The organism is Cellvibrio sp. KY-GH-1 (genome assembly GCF_008806975.1).
Classification (GTDB): Bacteria; Pseudomonadota; Gammaproteobacteria; order Pseudomonadales; family Cellvibrionaceae; genus Cellvibrio.
In genome coordinates this window covers 5362297-5387789 of the sequence record NZ_CP031728.1, presented here as the reverse complement: position 1 = coordinate 5387789, position 25493 = coordinate 5362297, and the positions used below count along the sequence as shown (strand labels likewise).

Annotated in this window: 1 protein-coding gene (running past one end of the window); it reads right to left on the bottom strand. The window is 49.8% G+C overall.

Annotation, left to right across the window (positions count from 1 at the left end):
• On the bottom strand, window positions 1-25493 hold the 5' portion of the coding sequence (locus tag D0C16_RS24580; protein WP_151034420.1) for a calcium-binding protein. 10360 nt of this gene lie to the left of the window's left edge; 25493 of the gene's 35853 nt are visible here — the first part of the coding sequence; it begins with the start codon at window positions 25491-25493; its stop codon lies off the left edge, out of view.

Below are 25493 nucleotides of genomic sequence, written 5' to 3'. Positions count from 1 at the left end.
CCGCCAGCACCTTTGATCTCTATTGAAAATTGATAGTCGCCAGCAGCAAGCGCGCTACCAAAATCAGCAACGACCTCATTGTTTTTGTAGTTAGCAGGCAACGTAATCCAAGTGGAACTACTAGTTAATTTATACTTAAAGATAATTTGATCAGTTGCTTTCAGGTCGTAATCCGGTTTGGGAATTACTAATTGCTGTTGCTTGCGCGACGCGTCATTAACCTCAAAATAGAAGGGAGTTTTGGTAATCGGCGTGACGGATCCTGATTGGTAGTAGTCCAACTCAACGTAATACTTACCTGCAGCTCCTCCAGCCAAACTTGTAAGCTGATTACCCATACTAAGGTTTATGCTTCCGGTATAGGCGCTACCATTCTGGGTTGCCCAGTTGTAGGCCTCGAAAGGTCTGGTTTCTGCCTGACTAATTAATTGGCTACGATCGATCTGCCCAGAACTGTTTACACCGTAAACGCGCGCAACTACTTTATCAATCGCCCAAATATCATAAGGATTAATCACTCCATCCAACGAGCTGCCAGCACTGACTTCTTGTACAGAGTAATTCAGAGATTCGGCGACCGAAACAGCGCCACCGTCAATAGTGGCCGTAAAATTACCTTGAAGGCTTCGTAACACTTTACCCTTACCATCGGCGTACACCACCGTGAACTCGTAAGTGTTACCGGCAATAATGTCCTCCAGGCTCACGGAATCCAAAGAGCCTTCTTTATTAACCGATGCAGTCAACCAATCAGTATCACCCACTTTGCGATAACTGATTTCTTGTTTGCTCACGCCAGATAACGGAATAGATGACCAGGAAAGCTGACGCGTTAAGCCAATATTGCTTGAAGCGGCTTCAAAGTTTTCAGGCAACGCAATCCAATATGGATTCACCGAAACGGTACCCGCTCCAGTGGTATTAAATACGCCGGAAACGCTCCTAATCGCCTGCTGTTTGGAGTCAAGAATGGAAATTTCGAAAGAGTATCCCGTACTTGCCAATAGCCCGGTGAGCGCCGGTGTGATGACGCCGCTACCATTGGCAGTTATATCCAGCGTATTGATCTCGTCTGGATTTGAGGTAGGCCAATAACTAAACTCTAATTCCCTGCCTTGGTATGGCAAGCTCGATAAATCTAACGACAAGTTCGCATTGCGTAAGGTTCCAGCTGTGGTTACCGCAATTGATTGGTTGTAAATCGGTTGTGCAACTCTTCCCACAGGTAAACGCGAGCCTGCAAACACGCCAGTGGCGCCAGTGGCTGCCGTAACGCCCGCAGTAATAATGCCGGTATCCAAATTCCCTGCAGCGGCGTCATAGCGTAACTCCACACTAATCAGGTGATGGCCTTCCGGTATCTGACTACCCTCAAAGACATTGACACGACCATCCCAATTACTCAGCGGAACCCAAACCCGACCGGTAGGTGCAGAGGCTAATTGAGTACCGTCGAAACTAAAGCCACTAACACTTCCGCCAACGGTATAGAACGAAGAATCAGCGTAGAGTGGCTGTGTGATGGCAGTAGTAACACTGCGCAATGCCTGACCATTTTTGATGAATTTAACGGCAGTGCCGTCATAGGTGACACTGAATTGGTCTCCGGCAACATAGGTCCCTAACGTTTGGACTAAGGAGCTATTTTGATAGGCCTCCAAAGTGCCGTCAGCTTTCAAATACAAAGCCCAATCCAGCGATGTGTAACTGTCGTTACTGGTTGGGTCGGTATTCAAACCAATCATTATCGCCTTGTTAGCTTGGTCTGCAACAAAGCTGACACTTGCTCCATTGGTATAACCAACACCACTACGGATACTACTATTCCATGTATCAGTACCTGTAGTTTTACTAACAACACCGTTAGTTAAAGTCACACCTTGTGCACTGAACCGAGGTGGATGGACATCCACGGCGTGTCCCAACAAGGTAGTTACCTTCGTTTCTACGGGCACAGCTTCCGGGTTATCCATCTCACTAGCAGGATAAGTCAGAATAGTGGCAACGGCCGAGGTTGGCATTCCCAGAGCAGCAAGATCCATATACTTACTGATATCGACCGAGAAACCACTGCTACTGTTTGTCTGGATAGCCGCAGGCATGTTGGCATAGGCACCTGCTCCAGCATACATCACTGTCGGGTAGGAGGAATTCAAGCCGATGGTGCCTGGCTTGGCAGTGAACTGTTCTGCCAAGGTAATATTTGCAGAGCCGGTAGATACGACCTGAGTGCTCGACAGTACACTGTTCACGAAACTGTAGGGTTGCAAAGATCCTATTACGCTATTTACTGTGCGGTTAGTGACTGTGACAGTCTTGCTAGTAACAGAGGTTCGTGTGTTGTTCCGAACAAACGACTGATACTCATAGGCTTGGGGAATGGCCATCCCGCTAGTAGTTCGGGTTGCTGTTCCCAGCTTACTAATCGATAAACCGGCAACAGCTGCGCGTACCTGCTGCACGCTCATACCCGCATGTGCCTGAATCGGAGAACCATATTTAATCGAGTCAATGACATTATTCACGGCGTCATAAACTGACTCAGTCACATTACCTTTCGGATCAATCACAAACACTTCGCGATTGAGCGAGTCGTACACAAAATACGACGCTTTTTGCTTGTTAACCGTGGTACCTGCATCGGCCAACGCATTCGTTAACGCAACTTTGAATTGATCGGTGTTTACCGTGTTTATTGCTACACCCAAATCAGCAAGCTGCACATCGCCGTACTGGATGCTGGATACCAGCAACCCACGCTCATTGAAAATGTTTTCACTGATATAACCGGCTGAATCAATGCTGAAGATCGCGCGGTTTACGTTGTCATAGAGGGTTCGGATGATCTGATCATTGGCGGTGGAAATGGTTGCCGATAAAGTAGCGATCGCAGCTTTTAAGGTAACGGCGGTATAGCTGGATGGTGCCGCAAATAATGCAGCCGTCATAGCCGCGTAGCGTCGCTCGCTCACTGTATTGCCATTCTGATCGTAGCTCAGCTCGGTGAGGTAACCCTCTGCATCAAACTGATACGCCAAACGGTCATCACGATCATAAATATTGCGGATACTCTGGTCTTTGACCGAGGTAGCAAGGCTCAGAGACGCACCCGTCAAATCCAGCGGCAACGCCCCCAATGCCAAAGGTGTTGCGTAGGTTGTGGTTTCAATCACTCGACCTTTGGCATCATAGGTGTATTTCTTGACTACGCCATCCGCTGCGATTTCATGGGTAAGCTGTTGTTCTTTGTTGTAGATGGCGCGCTGCACATTGCCCGTTGCAATACCACCGGTAATTACTGCTACCTGATCACCACGGCTGTTGTAAACAAACTCTGTGACCAACCCCAAGCCCGCCGGGTCAACCGTCTCCTTCACCTTGCGGCCTAATACGTCGTACTCAAAGCGCGTGACTCGCAGCGCCGTCGTACCCACCGCTTCGCGTTGCTCTACCACTTGACCCTGTGCGTTGTAGACGTACTCGGTGATCACATTCAACCCACCTGGGTTGGTGCCAGTGATCGGATCGCGAGTGACTTTCACCGCCAGACCTACCGCGTTGTATTCCGTGACTGTCGCGATGCCATCGGCACCAGTCTCTTTGGTGACATGACCTGCGCCGTCGTATTCCCGTACCGTCTGCGCCGCAAGACCACCAACGTCTTTCAATTCACTCAGCAGATTACCTGCCTTGTCGTAACCGAAGCTGCTTTGTACGCCGTTGCGCACTTCGCCCGAACGCTGACCAAACGCGTCATACGTCTGGCTGATAACCTCGCCTTCCGCGTTCGTTTGCAATACCACCGCTCCACGCTTGTCGTACTGGTTCTGCGTGACATTGCCATTGGCATCCGTGGTCGATTTCGCTTCGCCAAACGCGTTGTTCACTTGCGTGCGCGTGATCGCTAATCCACCCGGATCCGATACTGTCGCTACCAGGTTGCCGCTGTCATCGTATTGCTGCTGGTACACCGATACCGTAGACGGATTGCTAGTGAGTACGCTAATCAACTGTTGACGACTGGTCGCATTCGACAGCAATACCGCATCGCGGTAGTGACGGGTCTCTTCAACTTGACCCTGGCTGTTGTAAATCGATTGGGTGACATAGCCATTGCCATCGATCTCATAGACCGCACGACCCGCTTCATCACTGAAACTGCGACGGGTGACATTCTGGCTGTTAGCCGATGCATTAAGGCCCGACAGGGTGGCTGCAATACCACTGGCACTCAGGTCACCGGTTAACGGGATAGCCTGTGCGTACACTGTCGTGTCGATTACATGACCACGACGCGAGGTTTCCGTCACGGTACCTTTCGCATCCACACGGTATTGCTCTTCACCCGCGGCATCGTAGGCAAGGTAGGTGGTACGGTCATCTGCATGCGGGCTGACCAACGCCTCTACCGTGGATTTGCTGACCGTACTACTCCAGCCCGACTTGCTGATCGCGGTCGCGTACTGGATAACACGGGTTGGATTGTTCAGGGCGTCATACACCGTTTGGGTGACGTAGCCACTCGCATCAATACGGTACAACTCACGACCCAATAGGTCGTTAACCAGATGTGTGACCTTGCCGCGCTTGTCGGTGTGAGAGGTGGTGTTCCCATGAGCATCAACGGTGTAGGTGTCTGCAGCTCCATTGCCATCTTCTATCCGGGTCTGGCGACCCAATGTGTCATATTCAACACGCTGACGGATGTCGTCACTGCCAAACGAACCCAAAGCACCTTGAATAGCTGAAGAGGTGACTGTGGTACCTGTAATAGTTAGAGCTTCGCTGTAAAACTCTGTTTTGATTATGCGATTCGCAGCATCGTAATAGTTCTTGGTGGCATAACCATTACCATCAATCATAAATTGCTGACGATTCAGACGATCATAGCTGTAGCGCTCCGTGCGATCATCCGCATGGACTACCAACTGTGCTGCCACTGCCGCCTCACTGGTTGCGGTGCTGTAGTTGATTGCCTGAGCATGACGTACAACCGCAATAAGATTGCTTCTATTGCTGTACTTATTGGCAGTCACGTAGCCACGACCATCAATACGGTAAATCTCACGGTTCACGCCGTCATAGATGATCCGCGTACGCAGGCTGGTCACGTCAGTGTTGCCTGCAGCAGCCACCTGGGCGGCAACCTCAGCCTCGGTCCAAGTAGAAAAAGAGATAGGAGTGATCTCAGTCACACCTGTAAAGTCCAGCCCTCTGACACTGCCTCCTACATCATGGAATGCCGAATCAGCATAGAGCGGTTGTTCAATAGTGGTGGTAACACTGCGCAATAGCTGGCCATTCTTACTATATTTAACCGCAGATCCATCAAATGTCACGCTGAAGCGATCACCTGTTGTATAGGTACCAACTCTCTGCGCAAGTGCCCCGCCTTCATAAATCTCCAGTATGCCGTCGTTTCTTAAGTAAAAAGCCCAATCAAGAGAGTTCCAACTATCGTTACTGGCTGGGTCGGTATTTAATCCCACCATCAGGTATTTATTGTTTTGATCAGCGCTAAAACTAACATTAGCACCATTGGTATATGCAACACGGCTGTGGACACTACCCGACCAAGCAGCAGTGCCACTTGTTTTACTGGCAACGCCGTTATTGAAAACTACATCAGCAGTTTCTGTCCAACGCACCGGTGACACTGGAGGGGTAATCGCGTAGTCGTAGCTTAATTGTTCAATTACATTGCCGTTCTTGTCGTAACGGTTTTCCGTGACTTCGTTGCGGCCATTGATGCTGTACACCACGCGGCCATCACGATCAAAGACTTCGCGGGTGATACGATCATTACTTGCGGATCCGGATACCGCGGCCAATACCACCGCCGGGTCGCGGCTGTTCAGGGCCGCATGGTTCAGCGCTAGCGCCGTGTTGTAGGTCGTTCTCGACACCACCTGATCCATAGCGTCGTACTGCAGCGCTTCTACCGCACCCACCGCATTCACAATGACTCGCGCACGGTTTTCTGCATCGTAGTAAGTGCGCGTTACGCCGCCATTCGGCGCGGTTTGTTTGATCAGGTTGTTGTTGTGGTCGTACTCGTAGGTGGTGACTAACCCCAAGCCCGCCGGATCCACCGTCTCCTTCACCTTGCGGCCTAATACGTCGTACTCAAAGCGCGTGACTCGCAGCGCCGCCGTACCCACCGCTTCGCGCTGTTCGGTGATTTTGCCAACACCGTCATAGGTGTATTCAGTGATCAGATTTTTCCCGCTCGGATCCAGAACCACACGGACGACACGACCATTACGGTCATAAAAAGTCCGGGTCACCAGACCTGTAGGATCGGTAGACTCAATCACCTGACCACGCGTGTTATAACGGCTGGTACTAATCAGGTTGGTGCTGGCCGGGTCGCGCGCAATTTGCAGTACCCGTCCCGCTTTGTCATAGGTGCTCTGGACCACGACTCCGTTGCGGGTTTCGGTGGTGACACGGTTGGCCGCATCGTAAACCAGAGTGACAATTTCACCCTCCGCATTGGTTTCCTTCACCAGGTTGCCATTGTCATCGTATTCGTAAGTGGTTGAATGGCCTTCGCCATCAATCAGTTCAATGACATCACCCTGACCGTTGAAGTAAGTACGGGTCTGGATACCTTCGGCTGTCGTGACAGTTAAACGGCGTGCCGTTTTATCGGTGGCATAGGTGGTGATATTGCCCAGTGCGTCCTTACTGGAAATGGTTTCACCGAAGGCATCAACGGTGGTGAAACTGGTAATGCCCAGTTTATTGGTAACAGAGATTTGCTGGTTGCGCTGGTCATAGGCGTAACGAACAACGCCTTCCGGATGACCAGCAATAGCTTTGGTGGCGGCAACCAGGTTTTTGATGTCATCGGCCGATAACACATCCGCATACAAACCGACATCACTGATCAGACCTTTATATATATAACTGCCAGCAGTACTACCAATACCCGTTGTATATAAGCTAGCCGCTCGGTTAATGGTGAATGTGGAAACCTTCTCACCGTCAACATACAAAGATGCACCTTGCGCCACATCTTTATCGAACGTCAGGGCAATGTGATGCCAGTTGTTGTCGTTAAGTTTGATAGCCGGTGACGGTGAGGCACTTTGGCCAGATGCAATATTGTTAACAACAATATTGTTATTTATCAGGCTGATGCGATAACTGTAGTAATCACCAAACAATAAACGCTCACCCGTACCTGCATCTGCTGTCTTCATCCATAAAGACACAGTGCCATGGTCGGCATTTAATTTGGAGTCAGTACCCAATGAGATAGTACGACCACTGCTGGTACCATCAAACGAGAATGACTGCAGCAACGGGTTACCCGTTGGATGCTCATTCGCCACAGTAACACCAGAAGAACTTGAGCCGTTTAACGTTCCACTGGCGCCATCTTTGATGGTATTGCCATTAATGTTATTCGCAGACCAGAACGAGGTAGCCACCGGTAATTCAAACGAGGCCTTCACCCGCCAGTTGGTTTCCTCCACCAGGTTCCCGAACGCATCGTAGGTTTTTTGTACCGAGAGATTATTTCCCTCCGGATCGCGCGTAGTTAAAGTATTCAGACCGCGACGGTCATACGCAAATTCGGTGCTTTGTACTTGCGACGCACTGACCGACTCATCCTGACGAACTACCTCGCCAAACGCATTGCGCACATAACCGGTGGCATTGCCTTCAGCATCTACCTTGCCAATCACCTCGCCCATCTTGTTATAGGCGGTGCTTTGGATACTATCCGCCGCGTTAGCAACCAATTGCGAGGTCAGGGCCGTGGTCAGCTCTCCTTGATGGTTGCCAATGGCCGGGCTAATGCGGGTCGCCACACTACGCTCTGCAATCACCTCAGAGAATGCATTGTATTGCTGTGTAGCAACATCACCTTCAGCATTGATGGTGTGCGTCAGGTTGCCCCGTTGATCATACACATAGCGAGTCACTTCACCCGCTTCATTTTCTTCACTGATCACCTGCCCCAAGGCATCATAGGTGATTGTGCTGCGCACGCCCGCTTGCGCAATGGCATTGCCACTGCGCTCGCCAGACTTACGTCCCGCACGGTCATAGATAAATTGAGTTTCCCGCTCATCCGCCTCACCTACCGCCGAGCGAACACGCACTCGCTCACCAAAGGCGTTATAGTGGTTTTGCGTGACCGCATTATCCGCCGCCTCAACCCCAATTAACTGATTGGCCGCATCGTAGATGTAGTTAGTGTCACGATCCAGGGCGTTGCTAATCGCACCGGATAATGGCAACGCCGCAATTTGTGCCGCGGTATGGGCTGTTGCATAGGCAATCTCTTTCACGCGATTACCCACAGCGTCATAGCGGGTTTCACGCACATAACCTGCGCCATCCACCTGAAAGATCTGACGATCCAGGGTATCGTATACCGAGGTAATCACCTGATCCGCCGCCATTGCCGCGGGACGCAAGGCAACATAGGCCTGGATGGCATTTTTCAATTCCAGTGCACTGGTTTTTTCCGAGAGCGCAAAGCCGAATGCCGCCAGGGTAGCGAGGCTAACCTCGGCATAACGGCGTGTTTCAATTTCATTGCCTTGCGGATCAAATGTGTGCGCGGTGATATAGCCTTCCGCATCAATGCTGTAGGCCTTTTGGCCAAACTGGTCAAGAACAATACGCTCCGTGCGATCAGCGCCGGTGACCGGTTTGAGCGCACTCTTCGCGTGCCGCTGGATATCTGCTGTCGATAGCACCTGGTCATACACCGCAACATCGCGCACCATCCCGGTCAGGCCAAAGTGGCCGTTTGGCTTTTGGCCAACCAGATGATAATCCGTTGCGGTATTTAAATTGACATACCAATGTTCAAGTGCCTGCCCATTGATATACACCACCAGGTCGCGACTGTTGTAAGTCACCGCGATATGCAGTGGCTTGCCAATGTAGGCAATATCCAGACGGTGCATGAACGACTCGCCGCCTGCATCAAAGCGCAAGCCATCGTCATCAAACGCAATAACCAGCGATTCTCCATCGTTGTCATTGCCTGCAAAGTAAATCACTTGTTCACGAGTAGCACGTTCATCCTTCTGCACAACCAGTTCAATAGTACGAGGGTTATTACCCGCTATCGCGGCACTGGAGGGCAATGACGCTGAGCCGTAACGCGCCAGGTTAATGCCTTTACCGGTACCTTCGATCGCGCTATTGGAAGCGCTTACTGCATTGTTATAGGTGCCGTGATAACCATGCGTACCCAGATCTTTTACCTGGGTACCACTGGTTTCATCCAGACTCCAGAAGCCCAGGGGCTGGTCAGCGAGAACAATCTCGTGATGGCGCAAGTGAACTTGTAGTTCCACAAAGCGTTTAACTTGCTCAAAACCGGCCGCACTGAGCGCATCCAGTTCATCCACATCAATACGGTCAAAACGAGTCTCACCAATCGCTTCATTAAAATCGTTATAGAGATATTCCGTGATGTACCCTTCGGCATCCGCACTGAAGACCAGCTTGCCCGTCAGGTCATAGTAATAGCGGTTCACGCGGTCATCCGCTGTACCGGCAACCCCCAGGTCAGTCTCACTAATCAGCTTGCCCTTCGCATCGTAGTGTTTTGCTCGGGTATTCACAGTGTCAGAGGTTGCTACCAACAGGCCGCTCTTGTCATATTGGTTGGTTTGAACCTGGGTATTGAATTGCGCACCGGCCGTGTACCCTGCTGCCTGCAACAGACCATTCACGCTGGTAATCGTCAGGCTATCGAGCGCCTGTCCCGCCAGATTAATGTAACGGTTATAGGACAATGAGCTGGTCACCTGACCGGCCGCATCATAACGCCACTCTTTCACCGCACCCGTAGCGTCAACCTCAAAGCGCAACTGACCGGCATTGTCATAGAGCTTGACGGTAATACGGTCATCACTCGTCACAATCAACTGAGACTCAACACTCAGGCGATCCGCCGTAACCGTTGCTGGATTAATAGCGTTTGCATAGTGCGTTGTTTGTACAACACGGCCGTCAGCATCAAACACCTGCTCACTCACACGACCCAGGGCATCAACCACAAAAATCACATTGCCACGGTTGTCATAAACCTGTTTGGTGGTATGCAGGTTGGCATCGACACGCGCAATCACTTCACCAAACGCATTAATCACCTGTGCTTCGGTTTGCGCCTTGCCATCCGGGTCGCGCACAGTACTGACCAAATCACCGCGCTGGTTGTAATTGAAATGGGTCAGGCGGAAGACCGGATTACCCACCAGGGCCGCACGCAGCGACTCCAGAGTAGTCAGCTGTTTGATATCCACCAGATTGGCGTAAATGAACTCGTCCGCTACCTGACCGGCAGCGGTATAACGGGTTTCATGTACGCGTCCCTGCTCATCAACCCTGAAGCTAGGACGCCCCAGTTGATCATGATAGGTTCTGCTGATCCGGGCCCCTTGCCAGTTAGATTCGTACCAGGTTTTACTGCCGTAACCCAGCACTTCCAGCGCCGTACGGATACCGCCCTGACTCATATCTCCGGTGAGTGGGATGCGTTGCTCGTAACGAATGACATCCACCACATCCTGGCCATACATATCGCCGGAGGTAGTACCGTTTTTCATCATGATGCCGGTGCGGCGCGTTTCGGTAACCGCACCCAGTGCGTCCACACTAAACACCAGTCGGCCCTGGTTGTCGTACGCAAAACGCTCGACGCTGTCATTACCGGAGGGGCTTAAACGCGACAGCAAGGTCGCTTCATCAACGGCGCCACCCCAGCCAGTGGTATCCACGGCCTGTGCATATTTAACCGCTAACACAACATTGCCTTGCGCATCATACAGATGCTCGGTCACTCGCCCTTCAGCATCAATCTCGTAACGCAAACGCCCCAGTGCATCCACAATACGACGGGTCACATGGCCATTTTTATTGGTCTGCGCCAGCACATTGCCATTGGCATCCAGGGTGTAGCTGTCCTGATAGCCCAAACCGTCTTTCGCCCCCACCACACGACCGGCAGTGTCATAGACGGTTTCGCTCACCCGGTTAGCCGCACTGGCCAAACTGGTTAACGCATCATTCAATACCACTTCACTGACCGCTGCCGCGAGACTCACAGGCTGTGCATGGGCAATGGTGTGAGTGAGCAACCCTGCTGCATCATAACGATGCTCGGTAACAAACCCTTCGCCATCCACCACAAAACGCACACGGTTAGCGGCGTCATAGACATAACGGATGGCGCGATCTGTCGCGGTGTGACTCAACGCGGTTTCCAATGCCGCCCGCGTGGTGATCGCGTTGTACGACAGGAACTCCTGATGGGATTTCTTCAGCAGCAAGTTACCGCTGGTGTCGTAGGCCTGTTCCGTCACAGCACCGAGACTGTCCATGCTGTAGATTGCACGGTTGGCCGAATCGTAGAAGGTTTTGGTTCGAACAGCGGTTGCATCGGTATTGCTTGCCGCCACCAATGCATCACGCACGCGCTGTAAGGTCCAATCCTGTGGCTTGGTAACACTGGAGGGAATGACAATCGCGTGGGTATACGCCAGGGATTCAATCGCATTGCCGTTATTGTCGTAACGCACCTCGGCAACACGGTTGGCGCTATCAATGGAATAGACCGCACGACCATCCGCATCAAACACTACATGACTGACGCGGTCCTGGTCAGCATCGGCCACCAAACGCCCGCGAACTTGCTCAACATTTAACGTGCTATTGTCGTTGGCAAAACTCACGGGGCGGTTGTATTCACGAGTACCTACACGCTGCCCCACCGCGTTATAGAATGACTCGGTGACGTAGCCTTCGGCATTCACCGCAAAGATTTCACGGCCAAGATCATCATACGCAAAATAGCTACGCAGCCCTTTGGCATCGACAACCGCACTCACCTTGCCATCAAGGGTGTATTCGTAAGTCTTGGTAATTGCCAATCCTGCCGGATCAACCACCTCACGGGTGCGACGCTGCAACGCATCAAAGTGATAATGGGTGACTGAACGCGCCGCGCTGCTCGCGTAACCGGTTGCCACCGCAACCGCACTGCCCGCGCCGTTATAACGATACTCTGTGACCAAGCCAATACCCGTAGGATCCACGGTGGTTTTAATCACATTGCCAACACGGTCGTAATCCGTTTGCGTGATTCGCCCCGAGGGGTCGGTTACGCGAACACGATTGCCAAAACTGTTGTAGGCATACACGGTTTCCCACGCATGACCATCCGCATCCTGCACACTGGTGAAGGTCCTGTTGGCAGCATCGTAGGTAAAGTGAGTCCGTATACCACGCGCATCAGTGACATCCAGCAACAAACCGACTTGATCGTAAACTCGTGTTTCCAGCAGCACCTCACCAGAGGCGTCTACACGTTTGGTTTGATATAAATTACCGTCAGTGTCATAGCTGTATTGCAAGGACACGCCATTGCCATCCGTCACCTCAATTTGCTGGCCGTGACGGTTGTGGGTAATACGGGACTCGATACCAGTAGGTGTACGCGTAATCACACGGCGACTTGCCGCGTCATAGGCATACAGCGTTTCATTTCCGGCGGCGTCAATTTGTTTGAGTGTGCGACCAAACGCATCAAATTCGGTGCGGCTTTGGCCACCCAATGCATCGGTTACCACAACAATACGACCAGCATCATCGTAACGGGTCGTGGTGGTTTTACCACTGGCGTTGGTTTCACTTACCACGCGCCCGAAGGCGTCATACACCTTCTTGCTACCCAGACTCAGGCCTTCTGTATCCAGCAAGGTACGGGTACGCAAACCACGGGTATCGTATTCATACAAGGTAGTAGTGACTTTATTCGCCAGCAACTGCGGGTTTTTCGCAACCGTTTCCAGAGTGCGGGTTTCACTAATCAGATCACCAAAACCGCTGTACTGGTAGCGAGTCTGGTAGCCCTCGGCATCCACCTTCTGTAACGTTCGGCCAGTGCGGTCATAATCCACTGTTTCAACACGATCCTGCTGGGCATCTGCAATCGCGGCAACACGGCTGCTGACCAGCGCAAGGCCAACACCGCCGGTTAAACCGGCGGTGGAAATAGTGCCAGCATACTGTGTAGTTGAAACCACCTCACCAAAGGTATTGCGCCCGGTAGCAACTACCTCACCCAGATGATTCACCCGGTACACTTCACGACCGGCATAATCGTAGAAATACAGGGTGGTATGACCATTGGCATCGCGCGCACTGGTCAAATGGTTATTGGCATCGTAGCTATATTGCGTACCGTAATCGCGATACAACGCATCCACTTGCGCCGCCGTCAAACCGGCGTGCAGCAATGCACTGCCCTCGGCATTCAAACTGCCTACCAAACGGCCAAAGGCATCGTAACGCTGATGCTGAATACGTACATCCGTAAAATCAGCGGCCCCTTCACCGGAGGTTTTCTTCAACAACTGGCCCAGTTTGTTGTAGAAATAACGCGTAATACTGCCTTCCGCATTGATCTCGGAATCCACCTGACCACGCGCGTTATATACCACCACCGACGTCTGGTCTTTGGTGTTGGTTGCACGGGCACGCACGCTGTCGAGCGTATCGCCAGCGGTAATACCGGTCACCAGATTACCGTAGGCCACCGTCGTGACCCGGCTACCATTTTCACTATAAATCGTTTCAGTCAGGAAACCCTGCGCACTTAACTGGCCAACTTCACGCCCCTGCGCATCATAGAAATAACGGGTGGATTGATCCTGCGCACTGGTGGGAACCACCAGGGAATCCGCATTTACCGCACGGTTAACGCCGGTAAAGGCATCGTAATGACGCTTGATCTGGTCAGAGCTCAGCGCCTCACCATAGATCGCAATATTATCCAGCAAGCCCTTGTAGTTCTGCGCACTGGCACCCGGCAAACCACCGGCATAGATACGGTCTGAATTTGACCAGGACATCAACCCCGCCACACCGGAGAACACCAACTTGCCATCCACATACAATTTGCCAATCGAATCCGAATAAATCGAACCATTGGTAAACGTATTGGACAACACCACCTGGTGCCACTGGTCATCCGCCAGGCTAATACCGGTATTCACCCAACCGCCGGAATAGGTTTTGTATTCCAGAACATTATTTTGCAAACGCAAACCGTAATCGGTATGGCCCAACAGATGACGTGCCCCGGTTCCCGGCGCACTGGTCTTCATCCACAACTCAACTGAACCGGTCGCGTAATTGTGGTAATTAGTAACCCCCAGTGTTGAACTCACACCCAGGTCCGCATAAGTGCCCGAGGTGCCGGCAAAGTTCATCGACTTGCCGCTGCCATACGCACCTGATTGACCGGCGGTAACGCTACCAAAGACTGTGCCGTTAAGGCCGCTACCGCTGGTGTCGGCCAACGTAGTTGTGGTGGCATCATCAAATTGCCACAGCGCCTTCGGATTATCGGATTTCAGCACCTGCAACGGGTTGTTCATGGTCAGGCGCGCCAGATTCGGCACCGATTCTGCATAGGCAGTACCGCTGAGGCGATTACCCAGCGCATCGTACTGGTTGTCCGTCACATAATTGGCTGAATCAATCGTGCGCACCAGGTTGCCGTCCGCATCGTACACATAGCGTGTAGTGCGCGACTGCTCTACATCTGCCAATTTAATAAATTGCGTGGTTTGGTGCTCAACACCAGTGGTGCTCACATGGAATTCACCCGCCCCTTTGTACAAGGGCTCACCCGTGTCCGCGCGGTATTCGATACTGTAGGTGTGGGTGCCCAACGTCAGGTGATTGAACTCAGCATAGAAATAATCCCCTTCCTTCAACACTTTGACGAAGGGTGAATTATTAACACTGATATAAGCCGACAAGGTGTTCTGGCCAGGAATGCTGCCAAAGCTCACTCGCGTTTGTTGATAAGTCACTTCTTCTTGTGCCACCAGCGCAAACACATCCGCCAGTTTCCACACAGTGCCATCCACAAAACGGATTTCGTTGATACGTGCGTTAGTGTTGCCATCACTGACAAAATAATCGGCAATCGTTAACCGGTCTTCGGTGTTCAAGACACTCAGGAACAGATCCGTCGCATTGCGGGTCAAGCGAATATCCGACGGCAAAAAGTCGGCCGAGAATTGCACTACATCTAACTGGGCTGTGACTACGTCGGTATTGTAGTAATTAGCGTTGTAAATAACATCGCGCCCAAAACCACGCTCGAAGCGGTAGGTATCGTTGCCACCTCCGCCATAGAGCGAATCATTACCAGCACCACCCAACAGGGTGTCGTTACCTTTTTCGGTTGAACTGCTATCGCCATACAGACGGTCATTGCCAGCACCGCCTTGCAGGATATCGTGGCCTGCTCCTCCCCAAAGGTCATCGCTACCTAAACCACCATCCAGCCAATCCTCGCCCGCATCTCCTTGCAGGGAATCATTACCCGCACCACCAACGAGCGAATCATGACCCGCACCGCCATACAATGCATCATGGCCCAAATCACCAAACAATGTGTCATTGCCGCCCGCTCCAGAAATCCAGTCATTCCCATTGCCAGCACTAATGACATTACCATCGGAGTAGGTGTAAATATTGTTGGTTTTTTCTGACGTAGCAATTACCAGTGCACGAATATCGTCCACCGTCCAGATAACACCACCTTCCGCGAAGCGAACCTCTTCGATCGCGTAAGACGAAGCGCCTTCAAGATCAAAATAATTATTAATTAAAATACGATTTTGCGAAGGGACGTGCGTTAAATACAGATCATTACTGCTGCGCGTAACTTCAATGTCCAAGGCGAGAATACCTGTGCCGAATTGGACAATGTTAAGTTGATTGACGTATTCCGCAGAGCCAAAATTATGTTCGGTGATGGTGTCGGAACCAAAACCCAAATCGAAGTGGTAGGTGTCGTTACCCAATCCCCCACGCAGGGTATCGTTACCGATACCGCCGACTAAATTATCGTTGCCGGCATCACCATCGAGCGTGTCGTTATCAGCACCACCGTAGAGCCAGTCATTATTATTGCCGCCAGATAAAGAGTCTGAGCCTGTTCCACCATAAAGAATGTCGTTGCCTGCATCACCATATAATGTATCTGCATCTAATCCCCCATCCATCGTGTCGTCGCCTGCGCGACCACCCATCAAATCTTTACCGGCTAACCCCATTAAAGTGTCATTGCGCCAATCACCCGCAATATCGGAATCAGAATACTCAGTGCCAGTGGCTATGATGTTTTGGATCGTTTCTTGACTCCATACGGTGCCATCACCAAAAACAATTTGCGTAATTGAATATTGTGCGTCAACAACATCAAAACCAAAGTGATAATTGATCGTGATCTGATCGCCAGTGCTCTTTAGATTTATGTATAAGTTGTTAGAAATGCGAAACAATCGAACATCAGATACCGACACAGCATCTGCCAGCCGCAGAGTATCAATCCGACCTACAGTTGTGTCATATGATGATATGGTGTCTTGACCATCACCATAACCAAAATAATAGGTGTCGTTTCCAGCACCGCCATCAAGAGTATCGTTACCTTTTCCACCCGTTAAATAATCGTCCCCAGCCTCACCATAAAGAGCATCGGCGCCCAAGCCACCCAGCAGCGAATCATTATTCGCCCCACCATAAAGAGTGTCAGAGCCGGTATTCCCAAACAGCCAATCACTTCCTGCTTCTCCGTACAGGACATCGTTATCGATACCGCCATCAAGAGAATCGTTACTGGTGCCACCAATCAGCGTATCCCTACCAACTAACCCAGATAATGTAGACCCATACAGTACTTGGGACTCATCACTGCCCGTCGAAAGACTGGCTTGAATTGTAGTGGCATCCCACACAGTTGAGTCACCGAAAATAATTTGGTTAATCGCGTAGGAGGATGAGATAAAGTGATTTTCAACAGCGATATATTCGCCAGTGCTGACGAGATTAATATAGAGATAATTACCTGAGCGAGTTAAGCGAACATCAGAGACAGGCACTGAGCTGTGCAAACGCAATGTATCGATACGTCCAGCCGTAGTGTCGTAATTATCGATACTGTCTTGCCCGTCACCGTAACCGAAATAGTAGGTATCATTACCAGCACCACCGGTCAGAGAATCGTTGCCAATACCACCGGTTAAATGGTCATCACCCGCCTCACCCCGGAGGTTATCAGCACCAGCGCCGCCATTGAGCGTGTCATTACCAGCTCCTGCATAAAAAACATCATTGCCCTGCGCACCCGACAAGACATCGTTACCGGTAGTTCCTGTTAACGTTTGGGCTGCAGGAGCAGTAACAATATTGGACGAAATTTGGGAAGCATTCCAGACAGTACCATTACCAAATACGATATTAGTAAGTGCATAGGAAGCGCCGTAAAAATGATAATCAACTGTGATAGTTTCACCAGTGCTGATTAACGTGATTCGCAAATCGTAATTAGAAGAGCCAGTCCTTACCAAACGAACATCAGTGGGTAATATTGCGTCCGCAAGACGGAGAGTCTCTATGCGACCCGCGGTAGTGTCATACGCATAAATAGTGTCGTTGCCATCACCATAACTAAAATAATAAGTATCGTTGCCAGCATCACCACGCTGATAATCATTGCCCAAACCACCAACTAAATAATCATCACCCTCGTCACCATTCAAGGTATCGTTATCCGCACCTCCATAAAGTGAATCGTTACCTACTCCACCGTATAGCGTGTCGTTACCAGAGCCACCCAATAACAAATCGTTGCCTTCTTCTCCCCAAAGACTATCGGTATCCAAACCACCATCCAGAGTGTCATTACCTGCACGGCCCGATAACGCATCCTTTCCTGCCAAACCTCTTAAGATATCGTTACGAACATCGCCCACCAGAGAAGAATCTGAGTCTTCAGTTCCGGTGGAAACAATATTTTGTATATCCTCAAAACTCCAAACAGTGCCATCACCAAAAACAATTTGCGTGATTGAATATTCCGCAGGATTTGAGAAGTGATAATTAACAGCAATCTGATCGCCAGTGCTTTTTAAGGTTAAATACAAATGACGATCGTAACGAGTTAATCGAACATCAGACACTGATATTGCATTATCAAGACGAATGATGTCACTGCGACCAGCACTTGTATCATATGAAGAGATAGTGTCCTGACCATCGCCGTAACCAAAATAATAGGTATCGCTGCCTGCACCACCATCTAAATTATCGTTGCCAATTCCACCAAATAAATGATCATTTCCCGCATCGCCACTCAGACTGTCGTTACCAGCACCACCGTAAAGCGAGTCGCTATCGTTGCCACCGTATAAATAATCGGAGCCACTGCCCCCCAGCAATACATCATTGCCCTCATCGCCCCATAAGCTGTCATCGTCCAATCCACCGTCAATGGTGTCATTGCCCGCACGACCACCCAATGTATCCTTTCCGGCAAGTCCACTTAATGTGTCGTTACGACCATCACCTGCAAGATATGTATCTGACTCTTCTGTCCCGGTGGAAACAATATTTTGTATATCCTCAAAACTCCAAACAGTGCCATCACCAAAAACAATTTGCGTGATTGAATATTCCGCAGGATTTGAGAAGTGATAATTAACAGCAATCTGATCGCCAGTGCTTTTTAAGGTTAAATACAAATGACGATCGTAACGAGTTAATCGAACATCAGACACTGATATTGCATTATCAAGACGAATGATGTCACTGCGACCAGCACTTGTATCATATGAAGAGATAGTGTCCTGACCATCGCCGTAACCAAAATAATAGGTATCGCTGCCTGCACCACCATCTAAATTATCGTTGCCAATTCCACCAAATAAATGATCATTTCCCGCATCGCCACTCAGACTGTCGTTACCAGCACCACCGTAAAGCGAGTCGCTATCGTTGCCACCGTATAAATAATCGGAGCCACTGCCCCCCAGCAATACATCATTGCCCTCATCGCCCCATAAGCTGTCATCGTCCAATCCACCGTCAATGGTGTCATTGCCCGCACGACCACCCAATGTATCCTTTCCGGCAAGTCCACTTAATGTGTCGTTACGACCATCACCTGCAAGATATGTATCTGACTCTTCTGTCCCGGTGGAAACAATATTTTGTATATCCGCAAAATTCCAAACAGTGCCATCACCAAAAATAATTTGCGTGATTGAATATTCCGCAGGATTTGAAAAGTGATAATTAACGGCAATCTGATCGCCAGTGCTTTTTAAGGTTAAATACAAATGACGATCGTAACGAGTTAATCGAACATCAGACACTGATATTGCATCATCAAGACGAATGATGTCACTGCGACCAGCACTTGTATCATATGAAGAGATAGTGTCCTGACCATCGCCATAACCAAAATAATAGGTATCGTTGCCTGCGCCGCCATCAAGTGCATCGTTACCCATTCCCCCGGCTAAATAATCATTTCCTGCATCGCCACTTAAATTGTCATCCCCAGCACCACCATACAACCTATCGTTGTGGTCACCACCATAGATGTAATCATTTCCTACTTGGCCTTCAAGATAGTCATCACCGACACCTCCCCAAAGACTATCATTCCCCAAACCGCCAACGAGCCAATCATTACCGCCTTCACCATAAATAGTGTCCGCATCATCCCCACCATCCAGGAAATCATTTCCGGCACGACCATAAAGGGTGTCAACACCTTGGCCACCCCGCAATACATCATCGGTGGTATCAAAACCGTAAATCACATCAATGCTATCGGTGGAGACAAGCACCTTGGACATCAAATCAGTTTTTTGCCACAAAACGCCGTTGGCAAATTCGATAGCGCCTATCGCATTGGTTGAATTGCCATCACTGAGGAAAAACTCGCTGACTGTGATTTTATTGCCGGAAGGAACGTGCGTAACAACCAAATTATTACTGCTACGAGTAACGCGGATGTCGGAAGAAGAAATACCGTTGCCAAAACGAATAATATCGAAACGGTTTGCCTGAGATTCAGTTACACCATCTGCATTACTGATGATGTCTGAACCAAAATTCGGTTCGAATAAATATACATCGCGCCCATTGCCACCATAGAGTGCATCGTTTCCTGCACCACCATTTAATGTATCGTCTCCATCTTCACCACGAAGATGATCACTTCCTAAACCACCAATAAGGATATCGTGGCCAATACCTCCATAGAGGACATCATTTTCAATACCACCATCGAGAATATCGTCGCCACCCCAACCATAAAGCGTATCATTGCCGCTTAACCCGGAAAGATTATCGTTGCGGGCATCACCAACAAGATAATTAGCAAGCTGGGTTCCAGATGTAACCAGAGTTTGAATTTGCTCCGCATTCCAAACAGTTCCATCACCAAATACAATAGAATTAATCGCATAGTGATTGGAATAAAAGTGGTTTGAAATTACGACGCTTTCACTTGTGCTCTTTAAGGTGAGATAGAGGTGATCGCTTGAGCGGTAGAGAGCGACATCACTTACAGTGACGGCACTATCCAAGCGAAGAATATCTGTACGACCAGCGGTTGTATCATAGTTGCTGATCGTGTCCTGACCTGAGCCATACCCAAAGTAATAGGTATCGTTACCGGCATCACCACTGAGTTGATCATTGCCGGAACCACCCGTCAGATGGTCATTACCAGTTCCACCAGAAATATTATCTGCACCGGAATCACCAATTAAATTATCGTCACCATCACCACCATCAAAGGAATCGTTTCCAGCACCACCGTATAACCAATCATTTCCTGCACCGCTGTAGAGAACATCAGCACCATCTCCACCGATCAGGACGTCATCGCCAGCGTCCCCCCACAGAGTGTCGTTATCTATTCCACCATCAAGCGTATCGTTGCCTGCACCACCAAAAATTTGATCACGACCGGCAAGACCAACAATAGTGTTATTTCCTGAATCTCCATACAGACTCTCAGACTCAGCAGTACCAGTAGAAATAATCAATTGGATCGCCGCTGCATCCCAGACAGTACCATCGCCAAAAACGATGCTATTTATTGCATACCCGGACGAATAAAAGTGAGACTGTACTTGAACGTAGTCGCCCGTACTCAGGAGCGTAACGTATAACTCATCACCAGAACGGGTTAAGCGAACATCTGATACTGATATTGCATTATCCAATCGCAAAATATCGGTACGACCTACAACAGGATCGTAATTATAAATTGCATCACGTCCATCGCCGTAAGCGAAGTAGTAAGTGTCATTCCCTGCACCGCCAACAAGATAATCATCACCTTTACCACCAACTAAATGATCATCACCTGCATCGCCATTTAAAGAGTCATTACCAGCATTACCCAACAGGCTGTCATTACCCAAGGCACCGCTGATAGTATCTTTGCCGGCTCCTCCAGATAAACTATCGTTGTTTGTAGTTCCTGAAATAGTTTGTGCAGTGGGTGCAACACTGGATGCTGCAATATTTTGTATGTCTGTAGCAGACCAAATAGTTCCATTACCAAACACAATCTGTGTCAGTGCATATTCGGGATAATAAAAGTGATAATTCACGGTGATTTGATCACCGGTGCTATTTAAAATTATATAGAGATGGTAAGTATCACGAGCCAAACGAACATCGGATGCCAGCACTGCATTATCCAAACGCAGAGTATCAACTCGACCTACGGTTGTATCAGAGGACATTATTGTGTCCTTGCCATCTCCATAGCCAAAATAATACGTATCGCTTCCGGCACCACCATCTAAATTATCGTTGCCTGATCCGCCGATAAGATGGTCATTGCCTGCATCACCATTTAAACTATCATTACCAGCTCCACCGTAAAGCGAATCGTTATCTGCACCACCGTATAAACTGTCTGCACCAGAGCCACCGATTAGTACATCATTCCCTTCATCGCCCCACAATCCATCATCATCCAAACCACCATCTAATGTGTCGTTACCCAAACGACCACCCATGATGTCTTTCCCAGCCAATCCATTTAAAACGTCATCACGTCCATCACCTACAAGATAAGTATCCGAATTCTCAGTACCAATCGATAAAATATTATGTATTGCTGCCTTATCCCAAACAGTTCCGTCACCAAAAACAATTTGTGTAATTGCATATTCAGCATAATAAAAATGGTAATTCACCGCGATTTGCTCGCCGGTGCTCTTTAAAATCACGTATAGATGGTATGTATCGCGTGTCAAACGAACATCTGATACTGGTACCGCATTATCCAAGCGTATCGTATCAACTCGACCTACAGTTGTATCAGAAGAACTGATAGTGTCTTGCCCGCTGCCATAGCCAAAATAATAAGTATCGCTTCCAGCACCGCCATCCAAGCTATCATTGCCTGACCCGCCGATAAGATGGTCGTTACCGGCATCACCACTCAAATTGTCATTGCCAGCACCACCATAAAGCGAATCATTATCCGCTCCACCGTATAAGCTATCTGCCCCAACACCACCAATTAAGACATCACTGCCTTCGTCACCCCACAAACTATCATCACCCGAACCACCATCTAAGGTATCGTTACCCAAACGACCACCCATAATGTCGTTTCCTGCCAATCCATTCAAAACATCATCACGTCCATCGCCTGCAAGATAAGTATCCGAATTCTCAGTACCAATCGATAAAATATTATGTATTGCTGCCTTGTCCCAAACAGTTCCGTCACCAAAAACAATTTGTGTAATTGCATATTCAGCATAATAAAAATGGTAATTCACCGCGATTTGCTCGCCGGTGCTCTTTAAAATCACATATAGATGGTACCCATCGCGCGCCAGACGTACATCTGAAACTGCAATCGCGTCGTTCAATCGCAATGTATCAACCCGACCTACTGTTGAATCACTACTGCTGATGGTGTCTTGTCCATCCCCATACCCGAAATAATAAATATCACTCCCTGCTCCACCATCAAGATTGTCATTCCCTGTGCCACCCCATAACTGGTCATTACCCGCTTCACCATTTAAGTTGTCGTTACCACTCGACCCGTAGAGGAAGTCATCATGATTACCGCCGTACAGGTAATCGTCATCCTCGTTACCAATCAGGGTATCGGTCTGGTCACCACCGTAGAGATAGTCATTGCCCAAGCCACCATCGAGCGTGTCAATACCGGCATAACCGTAGAGCGATTGTGCAATATCACTGCCCAGCAAATTGTCATTGTTCGCCGTACCAAACAGGTTGCCCTGTGCACCGCGTGGCTTGCGCTGTACGTTTTCAATCTTCACATCCAGCAAGGCAAAACTTTCATCATCACCGGTGAATTTCTCGGTACCCGTCAGACGACCTGCACCATCGTATTGATAAAAGGTGATGTTGTTTTCCGCATCCATTGCATACAACAATCGACCGGCAGCGTCATACAAATTTTGGGTAGACCTGTCCCGTTGAGCATCGGCAACCGGTCGGATAAGAGCGATATCAGAGGGAACTACCTTGCCAGCAACCAGCCATGATTGAGTGTTAACACGATTGGCGTATTGGGTGGTTTTGGTTTTTAAACCTCGGCGGTCATAAACATATTCAGTTACCGCACCGGTGGCATCCACGGTGGCAGTTGTACGGCCGGCCGCATCGTAAAAAATGTAACTGCGCGAACCATCCGGCGCCTGTTCACCTCGACGCTGGCCAGCGTCATCATAAAAATACAGGGTTTCCCGTGCGGGAGTTGATGAACCCACAGGCGCTTGCTGGGCAATGCTGACCAAACGTCCGGCAGCGTCATAGGTACTCAACGTGCTGGTACCCTCGGCATTCACCACCTGGATTGCATGGGCCGCATCACTGTAGGTGGTTGTCGACAAGCCACCATCCGGCAGTAATTCGGTCAGGCGACGACCGAGCCCGTCGTAGGTGTAAGTGGTGGTATCACTTTGCGATCCGCGGGTGTTGACCTGCTGCAACAAACGGCCAAACGGGTCGTACACATGGCTGGTAATTTTGGTGGCGGTGTTGAGAACACCCGCACCACTGCTGTTAACCTGGGAATGTTGGGTCGTTTTGCTTAATTGACCACGCAGGTCGTATTCGAAATCCGTACGTTGATTTTTTGCGAGATTCTGGCCAGAAATCCAGGTAGTTAAATCGGCTTCGCTGAGACTATCAGCCGGTGTGAGTGCCGCCAGGTTATAAACCGCACCGCCGTATTTGATCGTGCTGGTTTTTTCCCCGTTTGCATTGTACTGGTGCTCAGTAACACGACCAGCCGCCGAAACTTCAAAGCGCAACAATCCGGCACTGTTATATACATAGCGTGTGGTGAGTGGCTTTTGGGCAGTTTCCGCTCCACCACCATCCGGATCCGGCGTTTGATAGAGGGTTTCGGATAACAACTGGTTGCGGGTGTTGTATACACGCTTGACGGTATTCCCCAGGTCATCCTGCTGGCCGATCGCGTTACCGGCGATGTCATAGGTATAGGTAATACGGTTGTTTTCACCATCAATGGTTGCGGCGATATTGCCTTTGGTATCGTATTCATAGCGAGTCGATAACCGCTGGCCATTCAGGGCTGGCGATTGCTGCTCCAGCAGTTGGCCCTTGGCATCAAACTTATAAATCCACTCCTGACCCAGTGAGTCAAATACACTGGTGGTGTTGGTGCCATAGAAAAACGTAGTCGCAGGGCTACTTCCTTGCGCTACCGTTTTGACTCGCCATTTCAGGCTAACCGAATCCTGCTCATAGGTCAGGCTGGTAACCTGCCCATTGCTTTCCGTGACACTGGCGATACGGGTGGACGTACCGTCGTAGGTATAGGTCACCCGATATACCTTGCCGTCAGCAATAGTATTATCGTCCGGCGTCAAATCAGTGATTACGGATTCCAGTCTACCCGCCGCATCGTATTGGTAGCGTGTAGCGGTTTTCTCCGTCCAGGTCGCACCGTCATAAATACGATTGACCAGCGCCTGTACCTGGCCACTGCCGTTGTACTCGATGCGCACTGCTTGCTCGGGTTGGGTGTGATCCGCCTTGGTAAACACTTCGATCAAACTCACCCGGTTTGATCCATCGTAGGTAATGCGCGTCAAACGGCCTGCAGCATCCGTGAGACTCGCCAGTCTCCAGCTGCCTCCGAATGATTGATAGGTCTCGCTCGTTACACCGCCGTCTTTGGAATACACCCAGGCCGTTCCATTGAACGACAAAGTGTCGTGCGCACCATCACCATCAGCACTCTGGTAATAATCAACACCAGTCTCGGTGCGCACGTAGGTAAATACAGTTGCGGAGCCATCGGCGGCGGTGCGGGTAATTGTGGAGAGCGCAACATAGTTGCTTAGCGTCTGGTTAAAGCTGAACCGGTGTCCATCATTGTTATCACCGTCCAGCTGACCAAGGCTGTTGTAGGTTCGAAGGATCTGATAACCAATGGCATCATTAACCAGGATTTCATCCCTTTGCCTCAGAATCAAATTCCCTGTGGTGGCGTTTACATGGGTTGCTATCTGGCTGTTCCCTGCCCCTCCTACGTCTGATTTAGCGACTTGTACGTTTAATAAACCCAGACCAGATCCAGAGACAATTGCAACCAT